Source organism: Aquabacterium sp. (assembly GCF_014378415.1).
GTDB lineage: Bacteria > Pseudomonadota > Gammaproteobacteria > Burkholderiales > Burkholderiaceae_C > Aquabacterium.
Window position 1 is genome coordinate 18,532 of sequence record NZ_JACMNS010000002.1, and the last position, 15,397, is coordinate 33,928.

Consider the following 15,397-nt stretch of genomic DNA (forward strand, 5'->3'; position numbering starts at 1 on the left):
GCCGCAACTAGCGGCCACATTGGCCCCACATTGGCTTGGTGCAGATTGAGTCGATATCATTGCCGATTCTAGCGGGGGCCAACAGTGCTTCCGCCGCCTGCCGGAGCCCGCCCCATGACCACCCACGCCGAAGAACTCAAAAGCAGCGGACTCAAAGCCACGTTGCCCCGAATCAAGATCCTGGAGGTGTTCCAGCAATCGCCGCAGCGCCACCTGGCCGCTGAAGACGTGTTCAAGGTGCTGCTGAACGAAGGCTCTGACATCGGCTTGGCCACCGTGTACCGCGTGCTGATGCAGTTTGAGCAAGCCGGCATCTTGTCGCGCAACCATTTCGAGACCGGCAAGGCCGTGTTCGAGTTGAACGAAGGCACGCACCACGACCACCTGGTGTGCGTGGTGTGTGGCCGCGTGGAAGAGTTTTTTGACGCCGAGATCGAGCTGCGTCAGCAGGAAATCGCCAAGGAACGCGGCTACACGCTGCAGGACCATGCCTTGTCGCTGTACGTGGTGTGCAACCGCGACGGCTGCTCAGGCAGCAAGGTCAACCTGACCCGCGGCGGCCACCACGCTTGATCGGCTGAAGCAGCACGCGGTCAACCCGGGCCACTGTTGCGGTCCAGCGCTTTTTGGTGGCGCTCGATGAATTCCTTGTAGGTATCAATGCCGCGCAGCTGCAACACGGTGTTGCGCACGGCGGCCTCGACCAGGACAGCCAAATTTCGGCCGGCATCCACCGCGATCACCGCCTTGCGGATCGGAACAGCCATGATCTCCTCGAACAGGGGTTCGTAAGGCAAGCGTTCAAATTCGCGCTCCATGGTTTCTTTGCGGACCAGGTGGACGATGAGCTTGAGGCGCATTTTGCGGCGCACCGCGGTCTCGCCAAAGATGGATTTGATGTCGAGCAGGCCGATGCCGCGCACTTCCAGCAGGTTTTGCAGCAGCTCGGGGCAGCGCCCTTCGATGGCGGTGCGCGACACGCGGTACAAGTCGACCGCGTCGTCGGCCACCAGGCCGTGGCCGCGCGAGATCAACTCCAGGCCCAGTTCGCTCTTGCCCAGGCCTGATTCGCCGGTCAGTAACACGCCCAAACCCAGGATGTCCATGAACACGCCGTGGCGCGTCAGGCGCTCGGCGAAGTGCTGCGTGAGGTAGGAACGCAACACGTCGATCACGTGACCAGCGGGCTCGGAGGTCACGAACAAGGGGATGCCGGCGCGGCCGCACATGGCCACCAGGCGGTCGGATGGCGCCTGCGCGTCGGCCACCACCACCACGGGCGGCTCCAGCGTCACGATGCGCTGGATGCGGCGCTCCTGGTCTTCGGGCGAAGAGCTCTTAAAATAGGCAGCCTCGCGCCGGCCCACGATCTGTACCCGGTAGGGGTGGATGTAGTTCAGGTAGCCGACCAAGTCGGCGGCAGATTGCGCGGCCTTGACGGCTTCTTCGTCAAAACGGCGTTCGGGGTGAGCATGACCCGCGATCCATTCCCAATGCAGGGCGGTGCGGTTGGCTTCAAACAGCGCTTCTGCGCTGATCACGGCAAGGTCTTTGGCGCTCATCCGAGATTCAGGCCACCGATTTAAGAGGCTGCCAACGCTCGATCAGCTCGTGCACCTCGGCGGCGTCGCCTTCGGTCTTGAGCCGCTCGCGCAGTTCGCGGTCGGACAGCAACTCAGCAATTTCGGACAGGATTTCGAGGTGGCGTTGCGTGGCCGCCTCGGGCACCAGCAAGAAGATGAGCAGGTTGACGGATTCGTCGTCTGGCGCATCAAACGGGATGGACTGCTTGAGCCGGATGACGGCCGCCAGCGGATTTTTCAAACCCTTGATGCGTCCGTGGGGAATGGCCACGCCATGACCCAGGCCGGTAGAACCCAGGCGCTCACGCGCAAACAAATTGTCTGTCACGGTGGCGCGCGCGATGGCGTGATGATTCTCGAACAACAGACCGGCGTGCTCGAACACCCGCTTTTTGCTGCTGGCGTCCAGATCCACGACCACTTGGCTGGCAGGAAGGATGGCGGAAAGTCGATTCATCTTGATACAAGCGGGGGCGACGGTTAGTACCTTGACCCCCACCACCAGGGCGGATGAGGGGCGAATTATAGGAACCGAAGTCTACTGGCAGGGTGTCGCAACACCCACTGATTCAGGGGATTCTGCACCGATTGCTGCAGCGCAGCAAGCACGAAAGTCAACAATTTGACTCTACGACTGCACCATTTTGCGCATCCCATGAAAAACGGCCCCGTAGGGCCGTTAACTTGGTACATGCCTGCACGGGCGTCTCACCATCAGGTGGCACCAAGCTGGATGCTGGAGTTGGGGGTGAAGCTCATTGAATGGCGGCGTCCCAGTTGGCGACACCTTCATGGCGCTTGAATGAAGTGTGGTGGTGGTCTTGCACGCGGTCCTTGTGGCGGCAGACCTGACGGTCAAGCTTGTCCATCAGTTGGTCAATGGCGGCGTAGAGATCCTCGTGGGCGGTTTCAACAAAAATGTCCTTGCCCTTGACGTGCAAATTGACTTCGGCCTTCTGTCTGCGATCTTTTTCCTTTTGCTTTTCGACACTGAGTAGAACGGTAACGTCCACCACTTGGTCAAAATGTCGGGTTACTCGCTCTAACTTGGTGAGAACGTACTCACGCAAAGCGGCGGTAACTTCCAGGTGGTGACCACTGATCGTCAAATTCATGCTGCATCCTTTCGAGCGCAGAAGGGTTGAGGACATCCGGCTGGCTGCAGCCAACCAGAACTTCAGTTTGCACCCGACACACCAAGATGACAAGCCCATGACATCAGTGTTTACATCGAGAAACCAAGCTGTGTGAAGAAACCCCGCAAAGCGGTTGAATCGCGCTGATCAGGGCCCGATTCGCACTCAAATGACAGGGGTTTGTACCGCCTTGTGAAGGCGCAATTTCCCCACCCACCAGACCATGACGATGGTGGAAGCCAGGGCCAGCCAAGCGGCCAAGCCCATCGCGGTCGACCAACTGACCCCAAGGGCGGGCGGCGAACAAGGTGGTGCCAGGTCACCAGCCACAGGGCACGCAGGCCAGGGTGGCCACGGCCAAACTGCGCATCGCTAAGGTGAACAAGCGGGTAAGTTGCGGCAAAGACGACATGACTTGCCAGTCAGCCTGCATTTGCAAGGCCAGGCCGACCCGAGGCTTTGCACGCGAGACAATGCGCGGATGAGTTCAACTTCCAAGCTCCCATCCGCACAGGCCTGGCTGCCCCTGGCCCTGCTGGCCATCGTGGCGCCCACTTTGCTGGCCGCCCACGAGTCGCCCTCGGTCACGTTTTACAACCAGGTGCTGGCCTTGTTTGGCTGGGGCCTGTGGATGGCCTCGCTGGCCGGGCCCGTCTTGCGTGGTCAGGGTTTGATGCCCACCCGCCATCAGGGGCCCATGTGGGCCTTGTCAGCGGTGCTGCTGTTGAATGCAGGCCTGGCCCTGGCAGCACCCTTCGTTAGCGGCCTGCCCCTGGGGTTGGCCATGATGGGCGGCGGCATGGCTTTGTCGGCGCTGCTGGTGTTCGTGGTGGCCTGGCGCGCGGGCTTGAGCGACCAGGGCCACCGTGTCTTCGATGTGTTTTGCGAAGCGCTGGCGTGGGCTGGCGTGGCGGGCATGGTGTTGGCACTGATCCAGGTCTTTCACCCGGCCTGGGCCGATGGCACCTGGATTGCGGAACCCACCATGCCCGGGCGCGCGGTGGGCAATCTGCGGCAACCCAACCACTTCAGCACCTTGCTGGTGTGGTCGTGTTGTGCCGCGGCCTGGTTGGGCGCGCGTGGGCGCTGGCCCCGGCCTTTGGCCATCGCGGCCATCGTGCTGATGATCGGGGGGGTGGTGTTCACCGCCTCGCGCACGGGCATGATCGCGATGGCTTTGCTGGCGGTGTGGGGCTGGCGTGACCGCGACCTGCCTGGGCGGCTGCGCCTGGTGTTGATGCTGGCCCCGGTCATTTATGGCGCCTGGTGGGGCGGCATGTGGCAGTGGTCGCACATGGACACGGGCGTGGCCTTTGCCGCCGAAGCGCGCTTGCATGACCACAGCGACATCTCCAGTTCACGCTTCAAGATCTGGGCCAATGTGCTGGACCTGATCGCCGCGCATCCCTGGACGGGCGTGGGCTATGGCGAGTTCAACCTGGCCTGGACCTTGACGCCCTTCCCGACCCGTCCGGTCGCTTTCTTTGACCACACCCACAATGTGCTGCTGCAATGGGCGGTGGAGTTTGGCCTGCCTGTGACCGTGCTGATGACGATGTTGAGCCTGTGGGGCCTGTGGGGCTTGCTGGGTCCGGGCCTGAAAAAAAATGCCGCGCCCGTGCCAGGCCAGGTCTTCGCTGGCACGCCCGCTGGGGCGACTGCCGTGATCGTGACGCTGGTGGGCTTGCACAGCCTGCTGGAGTACCCGCTTTGGTACAGCTATTTCCTGCTGCCCGCCGCTTTTGCCTGGGGCATGGGGCTGGCCGCGCGGGCACGTCAGGCCGAGCCAAGCCAAACCACCCAGGCGGCCGACCCGAGCACCAACTCGACTTTGATGACTGGGGCGCTGGCCATCTCCATCCTCACGGCCTGGTGTGCCTGGGACTTCCAGGCGGCGGCCAACATCTACGCGCCGCGCGAAGGTGCTGGCCCTTTGAGCGAGCGCATCAAGTTTGGCCAGCACACGACCTGGTTCGCCTACCAGGCCGATTACGCCGATGTGACGGGCGTGGACGAAGATGAGCCGTCCAAGCCACCACTGGCCTTCAGCCGAACCTTGCACAACCTGGTGGACGCGCGCCTGATGATGGCCTATGCGCGCTCGCTGGCCGAGCATGGCGAGGTCGACAAGGGGCGCTTCGTGGTGGACCGGCTGAGGGAGTTTCGCAATGCCACCAGCCAGGCTTTCCTGGACGAGTGCAAGGACGAGCCTGACCTGGCGCAAGCGCCGTTTCAATGCACGCCGGCGGAGCGGGTGTATGACTGGCGCGAGCTTTTGCCAAAGCAATAACTATCGAAACCCCCAACAGGACATACCCCTTGCTTGGCGCGTTCAAACAATGAGTCCGTGCCTTGGGTCAATACTTGCCACTTGTCCGGCCCAACAATGAGCCTGTACTGAATCCAATCAACAGACACACCAGCAAGGACCCACAACATGTTCTCAATCAAGCATTCACTGACCGCCATCTCCCTGGGCCTGCTGGCCCTGGCATCGACCGCCCAGGCGATCGAGAACGGCCCGGCTCCAACGCTGGCCGACCTGCAGAAGGATGGCCCCTACGCGGTCACTTCTCAAGTCGTGAAGGGCAGCGGCTTTGGCGGCGGCACGGTCTACTCGCCCAACACGGCGGGCAAGTACGCGCTGGTGGCGGTGTGCCCCGGTTTCGTGTCCCCGCAAAGCTCGATGACCGACATGAGCAAGCGCTTGGCCACCCATGGTTTTGTGGTCGTGGCCATCACGACGAACACGCTGTTTGATTTCCCATCCAGCCGCGCCACGCAATTGCTGGCCGCATTGAAGACCGTGGCCGCGCTGAACACCGGCGCAGCAGCAGGCAAGATTGACATCACACGCCAGGTCGTCTCCGGCTGGTCGATGGGTGGCGGTGGCACACTGGAAGCCGCAGGGGTTACCCCCGGCCTGACCGCCGCCGTGGCCTTTGCACCGTGGGACACCGCGACGACCAAGATGAAGACGCTCACGGTGCCCGTGGCCATCTTTGGCGGCACAAACGACACCATCGCCCCGGTCTCCGGCCATTCGCAGAAGTTCTACGACATCATTCCCGCCACGACCAAGAAGATGCTGGCCGTCATCACTGGCGCGGATCACTTCTTTCCGACCAAGGCCAGCGAACCCACCAGCTACAGCAACATCTCGTGGGTGAAGCGCTTCGCCGATGGCGATACCCGCTACAGCCAGTTCTTGAATGGTCAGGACGCCGCTTTGGCCAGTTTCACCTCGACCGGCCCGTTCTAAACACGCGGTTGAAACCTTGCAAAACCGGTGCAGATGCACCGGTTTTTTCATTGAATGGAGACTCCAGGTGATCGGGAAAAAATGGTGGTTGGCGTCGGCACTGGCGGCGGTGGCGGTGGCCGCAGGCGGATGGGCCTGGACGCACGACAAGACGGCGGGCGTGGCCGCCAGCAACCACAGCGGCCCGGCGCCCATCACGTGGGCGACTCCAACGCCGCACGAGGCGATGGCCACGGCCGCGTCGCCACTGGCGTCAGGCGCGGCCAGCACCCCGAACCTGCCCGCAGGACGCAATCCGCTCGATAGCATGATCCCCCCCAGGTTCAGGGCAGATCGCCATGGCGAGCTTGCGATGGACCCCACCACGCGCGTGGATGTCGAACGCGTGCACGCGCTTTATCCGCGCGACGAGGCCTTGCAAAAGCTGGACGCGTTTTCAGAAGGGCTGCCCGCCCAGGCTCGCCGCGAATTGAAAGATTTGTTCCAGCAGTACGCGCAGTACGCGCAGGCCGTAACCCAGACCTACCCACCCGAGCTGACCATCGGCTCGCTGGACGAGGCCGCGCGCCAGTTGGCGGGCCTTCATGCCTTGCGCCAACAGTACTTTGGCGCCGAACGCGCCGAAGCGCTGTATGGCGAAGAAGAGGAGACTTCGCGCAAGTTGCTGACACTGATGGGCAAGCAAAGCGACCCCAACCTGTCATTGGAAGAGAAGGCCGCCCTGGCCCAGGAAACGTTGAAGAAAAGCTCGCCTTGATGCCGGATTACATGGCCGGTCTGGCGCTAAATCACAGCCGTCGCCCTTGAGCGACGAAATGCACCGGGCGACAAGCCGGTCCACCGCTTGAACGCGCGGTTGAAACTGGCATGGTCGGCAAAGCCCATGGCCGAGGCCAGCTCCACCAGCGGCATCTCGGTCTCGCTCAGGTAGTGTTGCGCCTGCGAGTTGCGCACGCCGTCCACCATCAGCCTGAAATTCAGGTTCGACTCTTCCAGGCGGCGCTGCAAGGTTCGGGGCGGTAGGTGAAGCTCCGTTGCCACGTCTTCCAGCGTGACCTTGCCGGCGTCCAGCCGTGTTCTGATCACGACTTGCAACTGCTCAATGAAGCGGTCCGCGCTGTGGGACAACTGCTCCAGGTGCTTTTGCGCCTGCCCGCACAGCAAGGCGTGGCTGGCCGCGTCCTGCGACAGGATGGGCAACTGGGCGCACTCGGAGTCTCCCCACAGGGTGTTGTCGTTCTGGTCAAAACGGACGGTGCCGCCAAAGATGCGCCGGTAAGGTGCCATGTCCGCAGGCGGAGGCCCGGCGAAAGAGACGTCCAGCCGCATGTCAGGCTGACCGGTGAGCCAACGCAGGCGCCGCGCCCAGATGCAAAACGACAGGCGCGCCAGGCGGTGCGACTGCTCCGACGTGGCAGCGTCAAGGCGCAGAAAAAAGCGCGCCTCGCGCACACCATGGTCAACCACGAAGACGTCGTTGAGCAGGTGGTGAAAGCGTTTGAGCAACCCCCCCAGTTCGTTCACCGTGGAAGAGGTCATCAGGGTGAAGCCCATCAATCCGGCGTGCCAGGGTTTGAACTGCTCAGACAGCTCGGGCACCAGGTCGGGCGTGCCCAGCAAGGCCTCAGCCGCGTCGATCAAGGCATGCCAATCGCGCAAGGTGCAGCGGTCATTCGGGTCGTTCTGCGCCAGGCAAGCCAATTGCTGCGCCTTCAGCAGGTGCAGCAACTCCGGCCTGACCTGTTGAACATGGCCGACCAGGACGCGCGCATAAGTCACGTTGAGCGTGCGCGGCGCATTGAAGGGAGGAAGCCTCGGGTTCTGCATGGCCACCCAATCTTAGTCGCGTCGCGTTTTATGCCTATAGGTGATCGTCCGCCCCTTTGAATCAAGCAGAAGGGATTAAACGCTGTCAATGCCCGCTGCGCCCGCCCAGCTGTTCCACCAAAGCCACGTCGGTCATGACCATGCCCCGATCGGCGGCTTTGCACATGTCATAGACCTTGTCTATGAAAAGGGAAGCTTTCTTGATGGAGTGATCCACGGGTGATCCAACTGACAAAGGATCACACCCAATGGCATCGATCACTGAGCGCTCAGGGCGCTATCTCGTTAGGGTACGGCGTGACGGGTATGCAACCTCGCTGTTTTGATGGCGCCCCCGCATTGAGGCATCCTCACCAAATGAGTGAGGTGATACAAATATGATCTGTTTGACAGAATCTCTTATGCGGATCAGAATGTCGAATGATTCGGTCCATCGCATGCCCCGACACTGAGGCACTTTTCAACAGTCAGGCAGTGCGCAGGTTTAAGAACATTGAACGTGTTGCACGGCGCAAGCTGCTGATGCTGCATGCGGCGACAGTGCTGGTCAGCTTGAAGGTTCCACCCGGCAACCACCTTGAGGCACTCAAGGGTGATCGGAAGGGGCAGCAAAGCATTCGCATCAATGACCAGTGGCGGGTGTGCTCTGTCTGGCGGACAGATGGTGCCCATAACGTCGAAATCGTGGACTACCACTAGGCGCAAATAATGACCAAACTTCTTGACGAAATCCACCCCGGCGAAATCTTGCTTGAAGACTTCATGAAGCCGATGGGGATCACGGGTCGGCAGCTTGCAGCAGACATTGATGTGTCCTCCAGCCGCATCAGTGAGCTTGTGAATGGGCAGCGCGACATCACTGCCGATACGGCCATTCGCCTGGGCCTGTTCTTCTCTATGGAGGCACGTTTTTGGCTGAACCTACAGACCGAGTACGACTTGAGGGTGGCAGCACGCCTGATTCAGGCTGCAGTGACGCCCCGCATTAGGGTGTTTCAAGCTGCATAACGCAGGGTGGCGAGGAGCGGCAGAGGGGGGCAGCTTGTGTCCTCTTTTAGACCTACAATTTTTTTCGAGCTCCCGAAAAAACTTAGCCAGGTGGTTGGCAGTCGCGCAGAGCCATAACCAAAAACCTACCCCGTCAGTTCTGTCAATAGCTTATTGCAATTGGCAACCATTTAGATGGTGCCTAATGCCTGGAAGTGTCATTAGCTCATTGACTTGGTTGATCCAACAGTGATCCAAAGAAGGTGCCTGTTTTAGGCAATCACCCCGAAATCACCTCATCAAGGTAAATCGCGGCGCTGCCAATGCCCGCTGCGCCCGCCCAGCTTTTCCACCAAAGCCACGTCGGTCATGACCATGCCCCGATCGGCAGCTTTGCACATGTCATAAATGGTGAGCAAGCCCACCTGCACGGCAGTCAGGGCCTCCATCTCAACCCCCGTGGGCCCCACGGTTTGGGCCGTCACGCGGCACAGCACGGCGGGCGGGTCGGGCTCTAGTTCGAACTCGACCGCCACCTTGGACAAAGGCAAGGGATGGCACAAAGGGATCAGGTCAGAGGTGCGCTTGGCGCCTTGGATGGCCGCGATGCGCGCCACACCCAACACATCGCCCTTGCCAGCGCGGCCTTCGGTGATGAGAACCAGGGTTTCGGCCTGCATGCGGATGCGGCCCTCGGCCACGGCACGGCGCATGGTGGCTGGCTTGTCGGACACGTCCACCATGTGGGCTTGGCCCTGGGCGTCAAAATGGGTCAGTTCGGTCATGATGTCTGGGATGTAAAGATCACCTTGCACGCCGAACCTGCACTCAGGCCCGACACTCCAAGCGGTGACAGACACAGCATACTGCCCAGCGTGGCCAACCTCTTGCGCCTACATGCTTTTGAAAAAACCGTCTTCTGCTGCCCCCCGCCTCGCGAAGCGCCTGCCCGCCCGCACCCCAGCGTGGCACGCCGTGGCCATGGCCCTGCTGGTGGCCTGGCCGCTCGGCCTGAGCGCCGCCTCAACCAGCGACCTGGGCTTGCCACCAAGCAGTTCGTCGCTGGCCCTGCCCTCGCTGGGGGACGCTGCCGCGCAGACCTTGTCGCCCATGGCCGAGCGCCGGCTGGGCGACCGCATCATGCGGTCCATCTTGCCGGATCCGGATGTGATCGACGACCCACTGATCCTGGAGTACGTGAACCAATCGTGGCAGGCCTTGCTGACCAGCGCGCGCCAACGCGGCGACCTGAGCGCCGACATCGATTCCACCCACGCCTGGCGTCCTTTCCTGGTGCGCGAGCGCAGCGTCAATGCCTTTGCCTTGCCGGGCGGCTACATTGGTGTGCACCTGGGGCTGCTGGCCATGACCACGACGCCGGACGAACTGGCCTCGGTGCTGGCGCACGAGTTGTCGCACGTGACGCAGCGGCACATCGCCCGCATGATCAGCGAGCAAAGCCGTGAGTCGTGGATCAGCATTGCCTCGATGATCCTGGGGGCGCTGGCGGTCAGCCGCGCACCAGCGGCGGCCCAGGCCTTGATGACCGGTGGACAGGCGATCGCCATCCAGGGGCAGCTCAATTTTTCGCGCGACATGGAGCGCGAGGCCGACCGCGTGGGCTTTGGCGTGCTGAACGATGCGGGCTTTGCGCCGGCCGGCATGGCGCAGATGTTCGAGCACCTGCAGCAGGCCTCGCGCCTGACCGACGACAACAGCTACCCTTACCTGCGCACCCACCCTTTGACGACGGAGCGCATTGGCGAAGCCCGTTCGCGCATGGGCACCAATGGCTTTCTGCCGCCCGCCGTTGACCACAGCGATGCCCGTGAAATGCTGGTGGCGCAGCACGCCTTGATGTCGGCCCGCAGCCGGGTCTTGATGGACCCGCGCAGCGTCAGCCTGATGCCTTTGTTGAATGCCACCGTGCCCAAAGGGGCATCCGCCCTGGAGGCCGTGGCCTTGCACTACACCTCGGCCGTGGCGGCGCAACGCCTGAACGACCGGGGCCAGGTGGCCGCCTCCTTGAAGCAAGCCCGCGTTGCGGCGGCGGGTTTGCCCAAAGCGCAGCACGCGGCGGTGGAGCGCATCCTGGCTTTGGAAGAGGCCGACACGCTGGTCGATGCCCGCCAAGCCGTGCAAGCGGCCGCCGTCTTGTCCAATGCGGTGGCGCAAGGCCAGGGCGCGGTGCTGTTGGACGCCCGCCCCGAGTTGCTCATGAACGCGCGCATCGCCCTGAATATGCCCGACGCGCGCGACAACCGCGAGGCCTGGCAGGACGCCGCCACACGCCTGCAAACCCAGGTCAGCGTCCACCCGGAGGATGCCACCTCATGGGGCCTGCTGGCCGCTTTGTGGCGCAATCTGGGCCAGCCTTTGCGCGCGGTGCGGGCCGAGGCCGAGGCCACCGCAGCCTTGGGCGACCTGCCCGGCGCCATCGACCGCATCGAAGGCGGCAGCAAGAATGTCCGCCACGCTTCGGCCGCCGACGCCATCGAGCTGTCGGTCATGCAATCCCGCCTGCGCGTCTGGCGCCGCCAGCAACGCGATGACCTGGTTGAGGACGGGGCTCGCTGAATGACGCCCTGACGCCGGGGTTTCAACCTGCAGATGGGTCGGGTCATTAAATTGCGAATGAGACTTATTCGCAATACAATGGCTCCACTCGATCACCATCTGCTGGTCTCAAGCCTTTCCCCGGAGAACATTGTCCACCCCCGATTTCAGTGGATCAATGCCAAAGCGAAACGCATTGCGAATTGTTATCATTCGCAATGATATTCACGTTCTGGGTCCGTCTTTCATTTCCGGAGCAAGTTGTCATGTCCCGCCCTCGCACCAATCCCGCCCTGTCACTGGGCGCCCTCGCCGCCGGCTTCGGCCTGAGCCTGATGGGCTCGTCCGTTTTGGCCCAAACGGCTGACAACGCTGGCAAGAAAACCGATGCGCCTTTGCCTGAAGTGACCGTGAAAGGCAGTAAAGAAAACGCATCGCCCGCCAAGCAAAACTACCAAGCGGTGACGACCACCCTTGGCAAAGGCAAGCAGGAACTGCGTGACATTCCGCAGTCGATCAGCGTCATGACGGAAAAGCTCATTGACGACGTCAAGCTCGACACGCTCAAGCAAGCCTTGCACTACACCGCCGGCATCACCTTTGCTGCCACCGAGAATGGAACTGACCAGGACATCCGCCTGCGCGGCTTCCCGGTCGCCAGCACCGGCGATCTGCTCATCGACGGCATGCGTGATCCGTCCCAATACGACAGAGACACTTTCAACTACGACCGCATTGAAGTGATGCGTGGCTCAGCCTCAATGATCTTCGGTCGGGGATCCACCGGCGGCGTGATCAATCAGGTCACCAAAAAACCCATGCTTGCGGACCAAAGCGACGTGGTTGGCACCATTGGCGATCGTGGCTATTTCCGCTCCACGATGGACTTCAACATCCGCACAGACGAAGAAGCTGCTCTGCGCATCAATGCCATGGTCACCAAATCAGACAACGGTGGCGCCAAGATCGAAAAGCATGGCATTGCACCCACCTACAGTTGGGGCATCGGCACCGCTGATGAATTCACGGCAGGCTTGTTCTATCTGAACACCAACAACGTGCCCTTGAGCGCCATTCGATGGCTGGGAGCCAATGGTTCCACCAACACAAACTGTACTGCCGCCGCGATGTGCAGCGTCCCCAATGTTGATGCCAAGAATTTTTATGGCATGGCTTCAGACTATGTGGATGGCAAAGCCACCTACGGCACACTCGCGCACACACACCGCTTTGCCGATGGTGGTGAACTTCGCAGCCACCTGCGCACAGGCACCTTTGAACGCCAACAATGGAGCAGCGTTGCGGGCTATCAAGCCAGCACCACCACCGGAAATTTCAGTGAGAGCACAAGCCTCACTCGCGGCGGATTGAACCCTCGCAAAGATCGCTACACCGCGACCTATCTTCAAAGCGATTACAGCAACAAGTATCAATGGCTGGGCATGACCCACAACATTCTGGCTGGCATTGACCTGTCCAATGAACAGGCCGATCGGTACCAAAACAATGGGTTCCTGAACACACTTGGAACGCGCCCCAACACCACAGTGGGCGCCCCAAATGATGGCGCAACGTTGGGCGGTACAGGTAACTCTCCGCTTTACCGAAAAACTTCAGATTACTCGGGAACATCCGCAGGTGCCTACGCACAGAACCTGCTGCAGTTGAGCCCCAGCTGGAAGCTGTTGGGTGGCCTACGCTGGGATCGATTCAGCGCAACCACGGGCCAACTGACTTATGGCACCAACGCCGCCCCAACAGCCACGCCAACCGCAACACCAATCAGTCACCTGACTTATTCGTCCCTGTGGAGCTATCGCACGGGGGCCTTGTATCAGCCCACCCCGACCAGTTCTTACCATTTCTCCTACAGCACGTCGTTCAACACCGCCGCCGACACCTACCAGTACACAACCCAGCAAAACGCGAGCACACCGGCGGAAAAGAGCCGCAACATCGAGCTGGGTGCCAAACTTGACTGGCTGGATGGAAAACTCTCAACGCGCGCCGCCTTGTTCCGCACCGAGAAATACAACGAGCGGACAAACGACTCCGACTTCGCTGCCTCGGCTTACACGCTTTCAGGACAACGCCATTCCGAAGGCCTGGAGTTGGACGTGGTTGGACGAGTGACTTCCGCCCTGTAGGTGTACATGTCTTACTCTTACATTCCGGGCGCCACCATTGACAAGACAGGCACCAGCGGAGCGGGGCTGGGCGCTCGTGTTGGTCTGACCCCCAAGAACACCGGAAGCGTCTGGCTCAGCTATCAATTGACACCGCAAATTCGTGTTGCAGGCGGTGTTCGTGGCGCCTCGGAGAACCGTCCATTGCAAGGTGGCACGGGTGCAGCCTCGAGCACGGCAAAGGCCCCAGGCTACGTCGCTGGCGACATCATGGCCGAGTACAAATTCTCGCCCGACCTGTACACCCAGTTCAACGTCACCAACGTCACCAACAAGCTGTATGGCGACCAGCTGTACCCGGGCTTCGTCATCCTGGGCGAACCACGCTCCTTCAAGTGGACCGTGGGCATGCGCTTCTGACCTGAACTGGGCGCCATGTTGCTGCACGTCCGTGAAGTGCTCACGCCCGACGAACTTCGTCGGGCCCGAGAGGTTCTCGCCCAAGCCCCCTGGGGCGATGGGCGACCAACCTCGGGCGAGCAATCCGCGCAAGTCAAAAACAACGAGCAACTGCCTGAAGCTTGCGCCGAAACCAAGACTCTTCAAGATTTGGTCGTGCGCGGGCTTCAGCGCCATCCCATCTTCTTTTCGGCCGCATTGCCCAGGCTCACCTCGCCACCCCTGTTCAACCGCTACGGCGGTGCGAGCAACAGCTTTGGCAACCACGTGGACAGGGCCGTGCGCTACGTGCCTGGCACGGCCGAACGCATCAGAACCGACATCTCCTGCACCGTGTTCCTCAGCGAGCCTGACGAGTACGATGGCGGCGAACTGAACATCGAAGACACTTTCGGCGGCCAAAGCGTGAAGCTGGCCGCTGGGGACATGGTGATCTATCCGGGCAACAGTGTTCACAGGGTCAACCCCGTGACGCGCGGTCATCGCCTGGCCAGCTTCTTCTGGATCCAGAGCATGGTGCGCAGCACCGAACAACGCCGGCTGCTGTTCGACATGGACATGCACCTCATGCAACTGCGCACCCAAGTCGGTGAGACCGATCCTGCCGTCATTGGACTGACCGGCACGCACCACAACCATTTGCGGATGTGGCTGGATGCCTGACCTCTTCACCCTGACGAAAAAGCCCTCATGAAAAGCTACTCCATCATCACCATCGGCATGCTGACACTGGCTGTGGCCAGCAGCGCCTTCGCCCACGGCGACATCAAATGCGACGTCCCCAAGGAAGAATGGAAAAAGCAAACGGACCTCCAGAAAAAGCTGACCGGCGAAGGTTGGAAGGTACGTCAAGTCAAAGTCGACAATGGCTGCTATGAAGTCTATGGCTTCGACGAAAAAGGCAAGCGCGTCGAGGTTTACTTCAACCCCAAGACCTTCGAAAAAGCAGGCGAAGTCAAGTAACCCCGGCAATGAAGGTCTGGGACCACGGCGTACGCTGGCTTCACTGGACACTGGTGATGGCCATCAGCGTCGCCTGGTTGAGCACCCGGGGGCTGGGCTTTGTACAGCTCCACGAACCTGCGGGCTATGTCGCGCTTGGGGCGGTCACCGCACGCTTGGTCTGGGGCTTCATTGGCAGTCACTACGCGCGGCTTTCACAGTTTGTGCGTGGCCCATCAACCACCCTCCACTACGCCCGCCTGCTTAAACGCAAGCAGGAGCCCCGTTACATCGGCCACAACCCTTTGGGCGGCTGGATGGTGGTGGCGCTTCTGGCGTGTGTTGCGGGCGCGGGCTTCACTGGCTGGCTGTACACCACGGACATGTTCTGGGGCATGGCCTGGCTTGATCAACTCCACAGTTTTCTCGCATGGACCTTGCTCGTGTTGATCGCGCTTCACCTGATCGGCGTCATCTTCACCAGCCTTCGCCACCGCGAAAACCTGGTGCGGGCCATGA

At 61.3% G+C, this 15,397-nt stretch carries 15 protein-coding genes and 2 pseudogenes; 11 read left to right on the forward strand and 6 right to left on the reverse strand.

The genetic code is table 11. The annotated features are described in order from the left end of the window. Positions 1–114 precede the first annotated feature (114 nt). Positions 115–573: a ferric iron uptake transcriptional regulator gene (gene fur, locus H7225_RS00300; protein WP_290658457.1), complete on the forward strand. Its 459-nt coding sequence runs from the start codon at positions 115–117 to the stop codon at positions 571–573. A gap of 20 nt (positions 574–593) precedes the next feature. Here fur and hprK read toward each other — a convergent pair whose 3' ends face one another. The 3 genes from hprK to raiA form a co-directional block, all read right to left on the reverse strand. Then, complete coding sequence (gene hprK / locus H7225_RS00305) at positions 594–1,562, reverse strand: HPr(Ser) kinase/phosphatase (RefSeq protein ID WP_290658459.1); 969 nt, start codon at positions 1,560–1,562, stop codon at positions 594–596. Between the two features lie 7 nt (positions 1,563–1,569). After that, a complete protein-coding gene (locus H7225_RS00310) occupies positions 1,570–2,040 on the reverse strand; it encodes a PTS sugar transporter subunit IIA (protein WP_290658460.1) in 471 nt (156 codons plus the stop codon). Positions 2,041–2,338: 298 nt separating this feature from the next. After that, the gene (gene raiA, locus H7225_RS00315; protein ID WP_290658463.1) at positions 2,339–2,698 is read right to left on the reverse strand and encodes a ribosome-associated translation inhibitor RaiA; all 360 of its coding nucleotides are present in this window, start codon (positions 2,696–2,698) and stop codon (positions 2,339–2,341) included. Positions 2,699–3,200: 502 nt separating this feature from the next. On the opposite strand from raiA, the gene H7225_RS00320 reads away from it, so the two are divergent. The 3 genes from H7225_RS00320 (at position 3,201) to H7225_RS00330 (ending at position 6,738) form a co-directional block, all read left to right on the forward strand. Continuing rightward, a complete protein-coding gene (locus H7225_RS00320; RefSeq protein ID WP_290658464.1) occupies positions 3,201–5,009 on the forward strand; it encodes an O-antigen ligase family protein in 1,809 nt (602 codons plus the stop codon). 147 nt (positions 5,010–5,156) lie between these two features. Continuing rightward, positions 5,157–5,981 (forward strand): dienelactone hydrolase family protein, encoded by an 825-nt coding sequence (locus H7225_RS00325; protein ID WP_290658466.1) that lies wholly within the window; start codon positions 5,157–5,159, stop codon positions 5,979–5,981. 67 nt (positions 5,982–6,048) lie between these two features. Next, a complete protein-coding gene (locus H7225_RS00330) occupies positions 6,049–6,738 on the forward strand; it encodes a lipase secretion chaperone (protein ID WP_290658468.1) in 690 nt (229 codons plus the stop codon). Positions 6,739–6,764: 26 nt separating this feature from the next. On the opposite strand, the gene H7225_RS00335 is transcribed toward H7225_RS00330, so the two are convergent. Both H7225_RS00335 and moaC (H7225_RS00340) read right to left on the reverse strand, forming a co-directional pair. Next, positions 6,765–7,808 (reverse strand): AraC family transcriptional regulator, encoded by a 1,044-nt coding sequence (locus tag H7225_RS00335; RefSeq protein ID WP_290658470.1) that lies wholly within the window; start codon positions 7,806–7,808, stop codon positions 6,765–6,767. 85 nt (positions 7,809–7,893) lie between these two features. Beyond that, positions 7,894–7,983 (reverse strand): annotated as a pseudogene (gene moaC / locus H7225_RS00340) (cyclic pyranopterin monophosphate synthase MoaC); the annotation flags it as partial. Between the two features lie 245 nt (positions 7,984–8,228). Here moaC (H7225_RS00340) and H7225_RS00345 point away from each other — a divergent pair. Next, positions 8,229–8,507 carry a type II toxin-antitoxin system RelE/ParE family toxin gene (locus H7225_RS00345; RefSeq protein ID WP_290658472.1) on the forward strand — a complete coding sequence of 93 codons (279 nt, stop codon included), beginning with the start codon at positions 8,229–8,231 and terminating at the stop codon, positions 8,505–8,507. A gap of 9 nt (positions 8,508–8,516) precedes the next feature. Continuing rightward, a complete protein-coding gene (locus H7225_RS00350) occupies positions 8,517–8,816 on the forward strand; it encodes a HigA family addiction module antitoxin (protein WP_290658474.1) in 300 nt (99 codons plus the stop codon). A 278-nt stretch (positions 8,817–9,094) separates the two neighbouring features. Here H7225_RS00350 and moaC (H7225_RS00355) read toward each other — a convergent pair whose 3' ends face one another. After that, positions 9,095–9,580, reverse strand: a complete 486-nt coding sequence (moaC, locus tag H7225_RS00355) for a cyclic pyranopterin monophosphate synthase MoaC (protein WP_290658476.1) — start codon at positions 9,578–9,580, stop codon at positions 9,095–9,097. 112 nt (positions 9,581–9,692) lie between these two features. Between moaC (H7225_RS00355) and H7225_RS00360 the strand changes: the two genes are divergently transcribed. From H7225_RS00360 to H7225_RS00380, 5 genes and pseudogenes are all read left to right on the forward strand, one after another. Next, a complete protein-coding gene (locus H7225_RS00360; RefSeq protein ID WP_290658478.1) occupies positions 9,693–11,372 on the forward strand; it encodes a M48 family metalloprotease in 1,680 nt (559 codons plus the stop codon). 314 nt (positions 11,373–11,686) lie between these two features. Further along, a pseudogene (locus H7225_RS00365) lies at positions 11,687–13,897 on the forward strand (TonB-dependent siderophore receptor). Positions 13,898–13,912: 15 nt separating this feature from the next. Continuing rightward, positions 13,913–14,599, forward strand: a complete 687-nt coding sequence (locus H7225_RS00370; protein ID WP_290658479.1) for a Fe2+-dependent dioxygenase — start codon at positions 13,913–13,915, stop codon at positions 14,597–14,599. A 27-nt stretch (positions 14,600–14,626) separates the two neighbouring features. After that, positions 14,627–14,899, forward strand: coding sequence for a PepSY domain-containing protein (locus H7225_RS00375; protein ID WP_290658480.1), 273 nt, complete (start codon positions 14,627–14,629; stop codon positions 14,897–14,899). A gap of 56 nt (positions 14,900–14,955) precedes the next feature. Continuing rightward, positions 14,956–15,397, forward strand: a 442-nt coding sequence (locus tag H7225_RS00380) for a cytochrome b/b6 domain-containing protein (RefSeq protein ID WP_290658482.1), incomplete at its 3' end; no start/stop codon positions are given.

What these genes read in the sequence shown, in the direction of transcription:
- fur (WP_290658457.1), top strand. Translation starts at nt 115, where the DNA reads ATGACCACCCACGCCGAAGAACTCAAAAGCAGCGGACTCAAAGCCACG.
- hprK (WP_290658459.1), bottom strand. Translation starts at nt 1,562, where the DNA reads ATGAGCGCCAAAGACCTTGCCGTGATCAGCGCAGAAGCGCTGTTTGAA.
- H7225_RS00310 (WP_290658460.1), bottom strand. Translation starts at nt 2,040, where the DNA reads ATGAATCGACTTTCCGCCATCCTTCCTGCCAGCCAAGTGGTCGTGGAT.
- raiA (WP_290658463.1), bottom strand. Translation starts at nt 2,698, where the DNA reads ATGAATTTGACGATCAGTGGTCACCACCTGGAAGTTACCGCCGCTTTG.
- H7225_RS00320 (WP_290658464.1), top strand. Translation starts at nt 3,201, where the DNA reads ATGAGTTCAACTTCCAAGCTCCCATCCGCACAGGCCTGGCTGCCCCTG.
- H7225_RS00325 (WP_290658466.1), top strand. Translation starts at nt 5,157, where the DNA reads ATGTTCTCAATCAAGCATTCACTGACCGCCATCTCCCTGGGCCTGCTG.
- H7225_RS00335 (WP_290658470.1), bottom strand. Translation starts at nt 7,808, where the DNA reads ATGCAGAACCCGAGGCTTCCTCCCTTCAATGCGCCGCGCACGCTCAAC.
- H7225_RS00345 (WP_290658472.1), top strand. Translation starts at nt 8,229, where the DNA reads ATGATTCGGTCCATCGCATGCCCCGACACTGAGGCACTTTTCAACAGT.
- H7225_RS00350 (WP_290658474.1), top strand. Translation starts at nt 8,517, where the DNA reads ATGACCAAACTTCTTGACGAAATCCACCCCGGCGAAATCTTGCTTGAA.
- moaC (WP_290658476.1), bottom strand. Translation starts at nt 9,580, where the DNA reads ATGACCGAACTGACCCATTTTGACGCCCAGGGCCAAGCCCACATGGTG.
- H7225_RS00360 (WP_290658478.1), top strand. Translation starts at nt 9,693, where the DNA reads ATGCTTTTGAAAAAACCGTCTTCTGCTGCCCCCCGCCTCGCGAAGCGC.
- H7225_RS00370 (WP_290658479.1), top strand. Translation starts at nt 13,913, where the DNA reads ATGTTGCTGCACGTCCGTGAAGTGCTCACGCCCGACGAACTTCGTCGG.
- H7225_RS00375 (WP_290658480.1), top strand. Translation starts at nt 14,627, where the DNA reads ATGAAAAGCTACTCCATCATCACCATCGGCATGCTGACACTGGCTGTG.